The 12,630-nt window shown below is 41.4% G+C and carries 9 protein-coding genes; 6 read left to right on the top strand and 3 right to left on the bottom strand.

Annotation, left to right across the window (positions count from 1 at the left end; translation table 11 throughout):
* Window positions 1-172: 172 nt before the first annotated feature.
* Both ACR5KR_RS24530 and ACR5KR_RS24525 read right to left on the bottom strand, forming a co-directional pair.
* Window positions 173-5,215, bottom strand: coding sequence for a PAS domain S-box protein (locus tag ACR5KR_RS24530; protein WP_448268339.1), 5,043 nt, complete (start codon window positions 5,213-5,215; stop codon window positions 173-175).
* A gap of 348 nt (window positions 5,216-5,563) precedes the next feature.
* Window positions 5,564-5,755 (bottom strand): EAL domain-containing protein, encoded by a 192-nt coding sequence (locus ACR5KR_RS24525; RefSeq protein ID WP_448268338.1) that lies wholly within the window; start codon window positions 5,753-5,755, stop codon window positions 5,564-5,566.
* Between the two features lie 386 nt (window positions 5,756-6,141).
* Here ACR5KR_RS24525 and ACR5KR_RS24520 point away from each other — a divergent pair, with 386 nt between their 5' ends.
* Window positions 6,142-7,143 carry an ABC transporter ATP-binding protein gene (locus ACR5KR_RS24520; RefSeq protein WP_448268337.1) on the top strand — a complete coding sequence of 334 codons (1,002 nt, stop codon included), beginning with the start codon at window positions 6,142-6,144 and terminating at the stop codon, window positions 7,141-7,143.
* Complete coding sequence (locus ACR5KR_RS24515) at window positions 7,144-7,956, top strand: ABC transporter permease (RefSeq protein WP_448268336.1); 813 nt, start codon at window positions 7,144-7,146, stop codon at window positions 7,954-7,956.
* 28 nt (window positions 7,957-7,984) lie between these two features.
* Here the strand turns inward: ACR5KR_RS24515 and ACR5KR_RS24510 are convergent, their stop codons facing one another.
* A complete protein-coding gene (locus ACR5KR_RS24510; protein ID WP_448268335.1) occupies window positions 7,985-8,359 on the bottom strand; it encodes a four helix bundle protein in 375 nt (124 codons plus the stop codon).
* Window positions 8,360-8,507: 148 nt separating this feature from the next.
* Here ACR5KR_RS24510 and ACR5KR_RS24505 point away from each other — a divergent pair, with 148 nt between their 5' ends.
* The 4 genes from ACR5KR_RS24505 (at window position 8,508) to ACR5KR_RS24490 (ending at window position 12,624) form a co-directional block, all read left to right on the top strand.
* Window positions 8,508-10,340, top strand: a complete 1,833-nt coding sequence (locus tag ACR5KR_RS24505) for a GldG family protein (protein ID WP_448270315.1) — start codon at window positions 8,508-8,510, stop codon at window positions 10,338-10,340.
* Between the two features lie 185 nt (window positions 10,341-10,525).
* The gene (locus ACR5KR_RS24500) at window positions 10,526-11,152 is read left to right on the top strand and encodes a DUF4340 domain-containing protein (RefSeq protein ID WP_448268334.1); all 627 of its coding nucleotides are present in this window, start codon (window positions 10,526-10,528) and stop codon (window positions 11,150-11,152) included.
* 96 nt (window positions 11,153-11,248) lie between these two features.
* The gene (gene purU, locus ACR5KR_RS24495; RefSeq protein ID WP_448268333.1) at window positions 11,249-12,103 is read left to right on the top strand and encodes a formyltetrahydrofolate deformylase; all 855 of its coding nucleotides are present in this window, start codon (window positions 11,249-11,251) and stop codon (window positions 12,101-12,103) included.
* A 119-nt stretch (window positions 12,104-12,222) separates the two neighbouring features.
* A complete protein-coding gene (locus tag ACR5KR_RS24490) occupies window positions 12,223-12,624 on the top strand; it encodes a nuclease A inhibitor family protein (RefSeq protein ID WP_445630079.1) in 402 nt (133 codons plus the stop codon).
* The last annotated feature ends 6 nt before the right edge of the window (window positions 12,625-12,630 follow it).

Here is a 12,630-nt window from a genome sequence, read left to right as displayed (position 1 = left end):
ATTTTTCTTTCTCCTCCCTTTCCGTTTCGGAAAGGGAGGCTGGGAGGGAGAGGTTCATCGAACTCACGCTAATTTATAACATCAATTTGCAAACGGCAAATTTCTAAATAAAAATAAAAAATATATATTTAATTTGATTTGTAAAAGAAAGAAGAGAAATTAAAGAGTTTATTTACTCAGAAGGTGAAGTGTGCCCAATGAGACTAACGATCGCTGCGGCTAAATCCGCTGGATCGACGGGTTTAGGTAGATGTTTTTGAAATCCTGCTGTCATTGCTTGGTTGTAGTTAATTTCTCCTGCATAAGCAGTCAAAGCGATCGCCGGAATTTGTCCGCCTTGCTCTGGTGGTAATTTTCTCACTTCACGTAGCAACATATACCCATCCATGAAGGGCATTCCAATATCGCTTAAGAGGATATCTGGGTTTGATTGCATTAATGTTTGCAGCGCTTCATCTGCTGATTCAACTGCCGTTACCGTCGCGCCATATTGTTCCAGCGCAAAGCTAAAAAACTCTCGCACATCGGCTTGATCGTCCACAAGCAGGATTTGGACTCCAGCCAGTAATGTCTCTTCAGTACTGAGTTCTGCTTGAGAAGTCTCACTACTGCTAACTCGCAACTCAGAATTTTTGAGCAAAGGTAGTTTAACTGTGAAGGTAGCTCCTTGTCCTTCTCCGGGACTCTCTGCCTGAACTGTGCCACCGTGAAGTTCTACCAGATGACGCACAATTGCCAGTCCCAATCCCAATCCGCCAAATACTCTGGTTGTCTTAGCATCTGCTTGCCGAAAGTAATCAAAGACGTAGGGCAAAAATTCTGGGTTAATTCCTTTACCTGTATCAATTACCTGGATTTGGGCATCTAAACCAACTTGCTCGAGACGCACTTGTACAAGTCCATTCGTGGGTGTGAATTTAACGGCATTGGAGAGGAGATTCCACATCACTTGTTGCAAGCGATCGCCATCGCCGAGAACTTTGCCGATATCATTACTTAACACCGTTTGAATTTGAATCGATTTAGCTTCTGCTGCTAAACGCACCGTTTCTAATGCAGCTGCGATCGCTATTTTCAAATCCACTGCATGGAGATTTAACCTAACTTTACCTTGCAAAATCCGCGAAACATCAAGTAAATCTCCAATCAATTCGGTTTGTAACCTGGCATTGCGCTCGATTGTTTCCAATGCTCGGATTTTAGTAGCTTCGTCGAACTTGCGGGTTCTGAGTAACTTTGCCCATCCTAAAATTGGATTCAAGGGAGTTCGGAGTTCGTGAGAAAGGACAGCGAGAAATTCATCTTTAATTCGGTTGGCTGTCTCGGCTTGGGCCCTAGCAGTCTTTTCAGCTTCGTAAAGTTGAGCGCGGGCGATCGCCTGAGCACACTGCTGTCCCAGTGTCAACATAAATCCCCGGTCTTCTTCATTAAATATTTGTCCAGTCGTAAAGCTTAATCCCAGTGCGCCAATTACTTTACCTTCTACTACCAAGGGAATGGAAGCCCAGGCATTATTCCCCATAACAGTCACAACATCTGCTAACTCAGGATATCTAGCAATCATGGCTGCTAAATTTTCTAAAAAAATCGGCTGCCCAGTTCTGACTGTTTCTGCTATTTGGTTAGGTGCTGCGATCGGAAAAGTTGTCAAAGTATTGATGAGCGTTTGCGGATAGCCAATTGCTTGCACAACATTTAGGGTAGTATTTCCCTCAGTCAGTAAGACAACGGAACCACCAGTAGCTTCCAAGGCGGCAATGCCTTGGTTCACCACTACATTAGCTACTTGTTGGGGAGTTAAGGCTTCCGAGAAGGCAGCAGTTATTCTTTGTAAAAGTACTGTGCGATTGACAGACCGTTCAGTTTCCTGGTAGAGTCTGGCGTTGTCGATGGCTGTCGCTGCCCGCCGAGCAATATCTTCTGCTAAAGCCAAGTCTGTTTGTTGATAGTACCGACCAGATTCGGCGGTAAAAAAAGAGATTGCTCCAAATAATTGCCCGCGAGAACGAACTGGAATCACCATTAGAGAACGAATATCCAAACTTTGCAGCAATTGCAGATGTTCGTCGTCTTCAGACATCTGTAAAAGATGTGAGTCAGATAATTCGGGATAAAAGACAGATATTCCTAAGCGTAGCTGCCGTACCAGCTCTTTGGCTTTGGTTTTAGGTCGATAACGCCGTCGGATTTCGTCTAAAATATTCAGTTTTGTGGAATCGGCAATTGCGATCGCAATTTGTTTACTTGACCAATCTTCCTGGAAAACATCTACAATGCACAAATCGGCTAAAGTTGGAACTGCTAGATTAGCTACATTTTCTAAAGTTATTTCATAATCCAATGAGGCAGCTAGTAAGGTACTGGCTTCGACTAAAAAGTTTTGTGTGGCTTCAACTCGTTTGCGATGGCTAATATCTTCAATAATCCCTAATGCATACATTGGTTGTCCCTTCGCATTCCAAACCGCTGATGAAGTTAGATTTACCCAAACAATAGAACCATCTTTGCGGATGTAGCGCTTCTCTAAGGAATATCCACTAATTTCTTTTGCTAAAACTCGCCGAGCATTTTCCAAATCAACTTCTAAATCGTCAGGGTGGGTAATTTCCTGGAAGTTCATTTGCATTAACTCTTCATGGCTATATCCAGTAATTTCGCATAGGGCAGGATTAATTTGCAGAAATCGTCCATCCAACGCTACTAGAGTAATACCGACAGTTGCCTGATTGAACATTGCCCGAAACCTTTCTTCACTTTCTCGCAAAGCAACTTCTGTTTGCTTTGCTGCGGTCACATCTGCCAAAATAATCCCAATTCCTATTGTTTCACCCATTGCGTTATTAACTGGGTAATAGTTGCCCAGCCAGTAACCGTAACGTCTTGGTTGTTTTCTTGTCTCACCGCTGATTTCCATATTCAGCAGGGGTTCTCCAGTATCTAACACCTGCTGTAATTGTGGCTCTAACTCAGCCGCCATTGCTGGCAAGACTTCTTTAAATTTGCGTCCTAGATGTTCTTCTATATCTAAACCGTTAATGTCAGCGAAAACTTGATTAATGCGGATATATCGCAGTTCTCGATCCAAAAAGCATACAGCAATAGGAGCTGCTTCTAGCAGCGCATCTAGAAGAGATAGAGATTCAGCATAATGGACTAAAGCTTGGTGGATGTCTCGATAAAGTTGGGCATTTTCCACTGCTAAGGCAGCACGATGAGTAATATCTGTTGCTAAAGTTAGGTCAGTGCGATCGTAGCGACGGTCTGATTGAGTGCTGACAAAGGTAATACAGCCGAGTATGCGCCCTTTTGCGATTAACGGCACAATCATTACAGACTTCATCCCCAATTGCCGAACAAGTTCTAAGTGTTCCTGATTCTGAGTAGTTGCTACTAATAGCGAGTCAGATACTTCTGATATCAATTCACTTTGTCCAGTTTGCAGTACTCTAGTAATTGCACTTGCACTCTTGTAATCTGTCACATACTCCTGAAGTTTACGCGCCAATTCCGCTTTCGATGGGTCTGCATGGGCAATGGGTAGGCGGCGAATGGAACCATCTTCATTTAAAATATCGACGCTACACCAATCAGCTAGCTGGGGAACTGAAATTTTGGCGATTTGTTCTAAGGTTTGTTCATAATCTAACGAAGCAGAGAGTACACTACTAATTTGGGCAATATAGCGTAGTCTTTCCTCAGCCTGGTTGCGCTCTGTAATATCGAGAACAAAAAAAGCTCCTCGATCTACAGTCCCTTCAAAGTGGCTACCACCTATCAAAATCGGGAAGCGTGAGCCGTCTTTACGGATATATTCTTTTTGATATGGTGTACAAAAGAAACTGTCTTGTAATTGAGTTATTGCTTCTCGATCGAGTGGCACGTACTCTGTAGGAGTTAGGTCTTGCCAGCGAAGTGTTCCAGAAAGTAATTCTTCACGGGTATAACCGACCATATTCAGCAAGGCATCGTTAGCGTCTGTAATCCTGCCGTCTTTATCCCAGAAGCCGATACCAATCATGTTTGAATCAACCACACTGCGAAACTTAGCTTCGCTTTCTCGTAATGCTTGTTCAGTTTGTTTGAGTTGAGTAATATCAATTGAACTAATGCCCACTCCCAACAACTGTCCATTCGGCAAACACACCGGATAATAGCTGACAAGACCATAACGATATACCCCAGGCGGATAGGTTTCACCGCTCACTTCTTGATTGAGTAGGGGCTGCCTAGTTTCCATCACTTGCTGAAAAACAGGCTCAATTTGCGCCGCCCATTCTGGTAGTACTTCCCTAAAAGTGCGACCAATATGTTGAGTTTGCGGTACACCGTTAATAGCAGCTAGCGTTTCATTCGCATGAATGTAGCGCAGTTCAGGATCGAGAAAAGCCAGCGCCACTGGCGAACTAGTAAGCCAAGCATTGAGTAAAGCCAGAGATTCATCTTTTTGCCCAATAGCTTGTTGAAGTTCCTGGTGCAACCTGGCTTTTTCTAGTTCTGCCTGCTTGCGCTCAGTAATATTCACACCTGCACAGGTGATACCTAAAATGTTATTGTCTGCATCCCTTAGCGGTTCAACTAGCAAATCGTAGTAACGATTTTCTTGACCAATTGTCAAATAAACCTCTTGGCGGGTTACAACACCAGTTTTTATTACCTTTAGCTTAATTGCCTGCAATTGCGCTGCTACTGAGGCGGTAAATAATTCATCATCAGACTTACCTAACATTTCCTCAACAGTTTCTGGACTTTGAGGATTATGAATCCACTGATATCGCAAATCGCGATCTTGCTGAAAGACCACGATATCTGAACTACTTAACGCTAATCGAAATCTTTCTTCACTAACTCTCAGCTTTTGGAGATTTTCATCCGCTCTTGTTTTAGCAGTTTTTAATGCTTCACATAAAATACTAAAGAGCAATCCTTGCAATGCAAATAACCCAATTTGCACAGAATTAGATAAATTAAAACTCAGCTCATAAGCTGGAGGGAGAAAGAAATAATTGCTCAGTAATGCAGACAATGAAGTTGCTAACAACCCTGACTTAAAACCACCATACCAAGCACTCAACATTACAGCGCTAAAAAATAGTAGAAAAGGAGTTCCACTCATGCTTAACCAAGGGTCTAGGATTAACATTAGCACTAATGCTAGTGCGACAATTAATACAACAAGGACATAACGCAGTAACTGAGGATAATCAATATGGGGCATGAAAAGTTTTGGGAAAAACTAATACTCATTGCTGAGACTGTACATACCCTAAGCTAGTTTTTGATTTTTAGTAAGTTATCTACAGATAGATTTTTGCTGAGTTCTAAAAGTCTCTTTTGCCAGAGGTCAATGTTTTAGTTATCTGATATGTGGAGTAAACAATTAGCTCGACCCATCAAGATAAATAACATTATTTGGCTAATTTAAAATAATAAATACAAATACTAGCTAATTTATAACAAAAATTATCGAATAATATCTGGTTCAAGATAGAGAGAAACAGAAAATCTTGATTGTAGTTGTGAGATAACCTATTTAGATCGTCCAACTGCTTTTTAAATTAGCTTATCATTTGCCGAATTCACCAGAGGATAAATACATAGTTTGAGTTGCTAGAAGTATTTGTGCTGTCTCATATTTTAGAGGTTTAGAGAACAGATAACCTTGACCAAATTCGCATCTAAGTTCCTGTAACCATAAAATTTGTTGTGGTGTTTCAATACCTTCGGCAATAACGGCTAATCCGAGTTGATTGCTCAAAAGAGAAATGAGAAATAGTTTCTTTCAAGATACTCTTGCTTAATTAACTTGACACTGCTCCTAGTACAGATTGGCTATGGTGTACACACAAATCTAAAAAAGCTCGATTTTCCATTATTCTCTTGTTTATCTCGTTTCTATGCAGAGTATGAGAATGGCTTATTAGGGGCTGATGGCTTAATTTGACACCAATGGCATCTTATAGGGGACGGGTGAGGACACCCATCCCACAAGAAAGTTTGGGATGTTTTTTATTTGGAAGTGCCTAAAGAGGTTTTTCAGGAACTTTACCCATTGTCAGCTAATCTTTGTGTCAGTCCCCCATACTCAATATTGCGATCTAAGATTATTGGGTATTCTATAAATTTGCGATCGCCACTATACGGATGATTGAAGTTGAACATCTGAGTAAAATATACGGCTCTACCCCAGCAATTACTGATGTCACCTTTAGCGTCGAACCTGGGGAGATTTTAGGGTTGTTGGGCCCCAATGGCGCTGGAAAAACCACAACCATGCGGATTCTGGCTGGTTATTTACCGGCAACCAATGGAAATGCTCGAATTGCTGGTTATGATGTCCATGAGAATTCTTTGGCTGTGCGCCAACGCATTGGTTATTTACCGGAAACACCGCCATTATATCCAGACATGACGGTGGAGGGATTTTTGCATTTTGTCGCCCGAATTAAGGGAGTTCCAGCAGGCGATCGCCCCAACAAGGTATTAGCCGCCATCGAACGCTGCAACTTGGAAGATAAGCGGCGAGTAATTATTCGCAAACTCTCTAAAGGATACCGCCAACGGGTAGGAATTGCTCAAGCGATCGTTCACGATCCCCCAGCAATCATTTTGGATGAACCCACCGTTGGACTCGATCCCCGACAAATAATTGAGGTGCGGAATTTAATCAAAAGCCTCGCTGGTACTCACACAATTATTCTTTCCACGCATATTTTGCCAGAAGTGAGTATGACTTGTAGCCGCGTCGCCATCATCAATCGCGGTAAAGTGGTGGCAACTAATACACCAGAAAACCTGATGACTCAGTTGACAGGTGGTTCTGGGTATGAGTTGGAAATAGAAGGAGAAGCCGCCTTAGCGAAACAGGTATTGCAAAAAGTTGCGGGTGTGAGTTTGGTTGAATCAATTCCTATAGCTGGAGGTCATCAACCCCAGTCAAATCGCGCTTACCTGCGGGTAATATCGCAACCAGGAAAAGAACCAGGACGCGATATTGCCACAACATTAGTGCGTGCGGGATTTGGTTTACATGAACTGCGGCGGGTTAACGCCACCTTAGAAGACGTATTCTTGCAACTAACCACAGAAGAAAAAAATTTCGATCCTGAGGTAGACTTAGCAGCAGACAAAGAAGGAGCAGCGTAAATGGGTATAGTGCTGAGTAATATTATTGCCATTTATCGCCGAGAGTTACAGAGTTATTTTGTATCACCTTTGGCTTATGCGATCGCAGGCATATTTTGGTTGATCGCCGGGTTATTCTTCGTGATGATTTTGCTAGGGCCAGATGGCATTTTAGTAGGAGTCGCGGCAATAGATGCACAAGGGCAACAGCTGGGAGTGCCAACACCACCAATAGATGTCCCCTACGAATTTGTCCGAGCATTTTTAGATCGCATGGGATGGCTATTGTTATTTATCCTGCCCATACTTTCAATGGGACTCTATGCCGAAGAACGGAAGCGCGGTACTTTAGAACTTTTAGCCACCTCACCAATCACCAATTGGGCGGTAGCTGTAGGTAAATTATTAGGCGTAGTAACATTTTTTATCACAATGGTTGTACCCATGCTAGTGTTGGAAGCGATCGCCATCAGCGGCTCAAATCCACCAATGACGCCCTCAATTCCCTTACTGGGTCATATTGGATTAATCTTACTAGCAGCAGCAATTTTATCTGTAGGAATGTTTATTTCCTCATTAACAGACAGCACAATTTTATCTGCCGTTCTTACCTTTGCAGTCATCTTATTATTGTTATTGATTGATTTAATCGCCAAAATTGTCCCTGGCCCCGTCGGTGAAGCTTTAGGTTATCTATCGTTGCTGAAACATTACAACACATTAATCCAAGGCATTTTTGATACTAGCGCTTTAATTTTATTCGCCAGTTACATTTTTTTTGGCATCTTTCTTACAGCTCAATCAATTGATGCACTGCGTTTTCAAAGGCAATAGTCATTTGTCATTTGTCCTTTATCATTTGTTATTCGTCATCTGGGACATTGCCAATTGAGTTTAGGTAGGAGTTTAATTTGGGTGCTAGTTCGTTAATAATTGTTTTGATTGCATTTATCTGTTCGGTAGTTAATAATTTACGAGTGTAAGCGCGTCTTAACCAATGTTGAGTTTCATTCAAAGAGCCTCTTGCTATTTTTATAAAACGTCTATTTTCTTGAAAACTACCTCTTCCTACACCTTCTGCTATATTGGCACCGATACTGTCTGCCGAACGTACAATCTGTTTACCAATTGTATCTTTTGCAAAAAAATTCCATCCTTCAACAATTTTCCAAATGTCATCTGCTAGTTGTTCTGATAATTGATAAACCTGTAATTCTTGGAAACGCCTTGTTGCCATTCATGCACTTGTATTACTTATTTTTATCCACTCAATTTTCGTCGATATATTTTAAATTGTCACTATTTTTAGACAAATGACCAATAACCAATGACAAATGACAAATGACAAATGACCAATGACCAATGACAAATGACAAATGACAAATATGAAGATAGTTGCAAAAAAGAAACTGTGGAAATATCTGTTTTGGTTAGGCCCATTCCTAATTACTGTCGGCTTAACAGCTGGGTTAGTCTCTGACCAGTGGGGACTAATTCCATTAGTATTTCTGATTACAGGAATTGTTATTAGTGGGTTGGGGATAATATGGCAAAGCTACCAGAGTAACTGGTGGAATCGTCGTTCTACCCAAGCTGGGACTAATGCCCTAGTGGCAACTCTGGCAATATTAGCAATTTTGGGATTGATTAACTTTTTGGGAACTCGCTATCACTTACGAGCAGACTTAACAGAGGCTCAATTATTTACCCTCGCACCCCAATCACGTGAATTAGTAAGGGTTTTACCACAGCCAGTGAAAGTATGGGTATTTGATATTAACCAAAATCCCCAAGATAGAGAACTACTAGAAAATTATCAACGCCAAAGCTCAAAATTTAAATACGAGTATATCGACCCCCAAGCTAGACCAGGACTTGCAGAAAAGTTTGGCGTCAAAGATTATGGAGAAGTTTATTTAGAATCTGGCGATAAACGGCAATTAGTACAAACAATAAATGAAAATGAGCGATTGTCAGAAATTAGATTAACTAGTCGCCTACAACAATTAACAAATTCAACCACAGCTAAAGTTTACTTCCTCCAAGGTCATGGCGAACGCCAACTTTCGCCTGGTAAAGATGCAATATCACAAGCAGTTCAAGGATTAGGCGACAAAAATTTCACAACATCACCCCTGAATTTAGGAGAAACTTCCAAAGTTCCTCAAGATGCGGCTGTAGTGATAGTAGCTGGCCCCAAACGAGGGCTGTTTGAGGGTGAAGTCAAAGCTTTGCAAGACTACCTTAATCGCGGCGGTAACTTACTGCTGATGATCGATCCTAATACCGATCCCAAACTTAATAGCTTGCTACAAGAGTGGGGTGTTCGTCTGGATAATCGTTTAGCAGTCGATGTCTCTGGCGAAAGCGTTGTGGGACTTGGCCCTGCTGCGCCCTTAGTCACAGAATATGGACAACATCCGATTACCAAAGATTTCGGTAACGGTAATTCTTTTTATCCGATTGCGCGACCACTGGAAATTACCTCTGTGCCTGGTGTTCAGGCTACTCCACTGTTACGAACCAAACCCTACCCCAGCAGTTGGGCAGAAAGCGACCTCCAAAGCGAAAAATTAGAGTTTAATGCAGATAAAGACCTGAAAGGGCCTTTAACCTTGGGCGTTGCTTTAACAAGAAAACAAACACCCAAATCTGCTTCCACTCCCCAAGTTTCACCCACACCTTCACCTCTACCATCACCAACAACTCAAAGCAAGACTAGCCCGACTCCTTCCCCTTCTTCCAAGACTCCGCAAGCCTTACCCTTACCATCGCCAACAACTCAAAGCAAGACTAGCCCGACTCCTTCCCCTTCTTCCAAGACTCCGCAAGCCTTACCCTTACCATCACCAACTACTCAAAGCAAGACTTCTCCCACTCCCCCTACTTCCCCTGCCCCCTCTGCCTCCCCTGCCCCTCCTTCCTCTGCTGCCTCATCTCAAACAGCTACCGAGTCCCGGTTAGTAGTTTTAGGAAATTCCGATTTCGCCACTGATGGTTTGTTTCAACAGCAATTAAATGGAGATGTATTCCTCAACTCAGTTACTTGGCTGAGTCAACAAGATCAGCAACCCCTTTCCATTCGTCCCAAAGAACCGAAAAATCGGCGAATAACCCTGACAACCACACAAGCTAATCTTTTAATATTGTCATCTCTGTTAGTTTTACCCTTAATTGGGTTTGCGATCGCAGTTATTATTTGGTGGAAACGACGGTAAGAAGAGACGCGATTAATCGCGTCTGTACAAGAGTTAGGAGTTATAAATATTAACTCTTTACCAATGACAAATACTTCTCTACGAGAGGCTGCGCCAACGGCTTCGCTCAGTACAAGTGACAAATACTTCTCTACGAGAGGCTGCGCCAACGGCTTCGCTCAGTACAAGTGACAAATGACTAAAAAATGAAATTGCCACGAACGACTTTAATTTTGATACTGCTAGCGCTGGGTTTAGGTGGTTTTGTTTACTTCCATGAAATTCGAGGTGCAACTGTGCGCGAAGAAATCAAGGAGCAAAAGCAGAAAATTTTCTCTTTTGGAGAAGATGATGTGCAGTCTTTAACAGTCAAGACAAAAAAACTTACCCTGAATCTGGAACGTAACCCTGAATCTTCTAGTAAACCCAAGTGGTTAATCAAATCTCCAATATCGGGGCCAGCAAATGATGCTATTGTTTCTTATTTAATGGATTTGTTGGTCAAGGGTAATAGCGAGCGTACTTTATCAACTTCAGCAAAACAGCTTAGAGAATTTGCCTTAGATCCACCCCAAGCAACTATTAATATCACCCTGAAAAACCGACAAAGCCATCAGTTGATTTTGGGTAAATCTAACTTTAACGGTCGTTTATTGTATGCTCAAGCTGACCCTACTCCTAAACCCGATGGAAATATAAATGTGCTGTTAGTATCTACAGATTTTGCCAATGCCGTAAATCGGGAACTATCAGAGTGGAAACAACCTGTAGATAATAGTCAGAAGCTACCTGGACTCAGCACTCCTTTACCAACTCCGACAAATAGTAAATAAGCAATTACGGTTTCTGTGGTATGTTTCGGTAACGCACAATGGGTTAGCACATCTGTGCTACTCTACTTCAAATCTGACTAGTTTTTCTAAGTTACTATGACAAATCCCACAGCAACATTGCTGATTTCCTGCCCCGATCGAAGGGGACTGGTGGCGAAATTTGCTAATTTCATCTATTCTAACGGTGGTAATATTATTCACGCAGATCAGCATACAGATTTTGCTGCTGGGTTATTCCTCACCCGGATTGAATGGCAGTTAGATGGGTTCAATTTACCGCGAGAATTTATTGCCCCTGCATTTAATGCGATCGCCCAACCTTTAGATGCTAAATGGAAATTACGTTTTTCTGATACAGTACCACACATTGCTATTTGGGTAAGTCGGCAAGACCATTGTCTATTTGATTTAATTTGGCGACAACGTGCTAAAGAATTTGTTGCTGAAATTCCTTTGATTATTAGTAATCATTCTAATTTAAAGGTAGTGGCAGAACAATTTAATATTGACTTTCAGCACATTCCCATTACTAAAGATAATAAATCAGAACAAGAAGCCCAACAACTAGAATTACTCCGCCAGTACAAAATAGATTTAGTTGTATTGGCGAAATATATGCAGATTGTTAGTGCAAATTTTATTAATCAATTCCCACAAATTATTAATATACATCACTCATTTTTACCAGCTTTTATCGGAGCAAATCCCTATCACCGAGCTTTTGAACGTGGTGTGAAAATTATTGGTGCAACTGCTCATTACGCCACAGCTGATTTAGATGCAGGCCCAATTATTGAACAAGATGTAGTGCGAGTTACCCACCGTGATGAAGTTGATGATTTGGTAAGAAAAGGCAAAGATTTGGAGAGAATTGTATTAGCCAGAGCAGTGCGATCGCATTTACAAAATCGTGTATTAGTATATGGGAATAGAACAGTAGTATTTGAGTGATTTCATCTCCGAAGGAATGCAAGAGAGCGATTGCGGGAAGTTGTGAGATGATGTTTTCTAGACAGTCTTTGTCAATTATCTAACTCAAAAATCAATGCTCATAACCATAAATAAATTTTATGACTAACGAGATTACGGAAAAACTTAAACAAGCCTTTGATGGTTTGTTAATGATAAGTGAATCAGAGTATCCTTTTGAAGCTTTTTTGTGGTCTAATCAAGCGCAAGAACCTTTGACAAATCAAAAACTTCTCCAGTTAACAGGACATCCTCAAGAAACATCAGTTGAAGAAGTAGAACTAGATTATTTTTTTCGGAACTGTGCCCAAGAAAAAGAATGGCACGATGAAATACAACGACAAAATGTGCCAAAGTTTAAATCACTTGTCAAAAAACTAAGAGATTGCCTCACTAATATCAAGGTTTATTGCATAGGTACGATCAGTATTGATGTCTATATTGTTGGTAAAACTTCAGATAAAGATTTAGGCGGAATTTCGACAAAAGTTGTAGAAACCTAACGAATC

This window comes from Nostoc sp. DSM 114159 (assembly GCF_053470285.1).
The sequence above is the reverse complement of the archived record's forward strand: the minus strand, read 5'-3'. Positions and strand labels throughout refer to the sequence as shown.

Coding starts and splice junctions, on each gene's coding strand:
- ACR5KR_RS24530 (WP_448268339.1), bottom strand. CDS start 5,215: ATGCCCCATATTGATTATCCTCAGTTACTGCGTTATGTCCTTGTTGTA.
- ACR5KR_RS24510 (WP_448268335.1), bottom strand. CDS start 8,359: ATGGCAACAAGGCGTTTCCAAGAATTACAGGTTTATCAATTATCAGAA.
- ACR5KR_RS24505 (WP_448270315.1), top strand. CDS start 8,508: ATGAAGATAGTTGCAAAAAAGAAACTGTGGAAATATCTGTTTTGGTTA.
- purU (WP_448268333.1), top strand. CDS start 11,249: ATGACAAATCCCACAGCAACATTGCTGATTTCCTGCCCCGATCGAAGG.
- ACR5KR_RS24515 (WP_448268336.1), top strand. CDS start 7,144: ATGGGTATAGTGCTGAGTAATATTATTGCCATTTATCGCCGAGAGTTA.
- ACR5KR_RS24520 (WP_448268337.1), top strand. CDS start 6,142: ATGATTGAAGTTGAACATCTGAGTAAAATATACGGCTCTACCCCAGCA.
- ACR5KR_RS24490 (WP_445630079.1), top strand. CDS start 12,223: ATGACTAACGAGATTACGGAAAAACTTAAACAAGCCTTTGATGGTTTG.
- ACR5KR_RS24500 (WP_448268334.1), top strand. CDS start 10,526: ATGAAATTGCCACGAACGACTTTAATTTTGATACTGCTAGCGCTGGGT.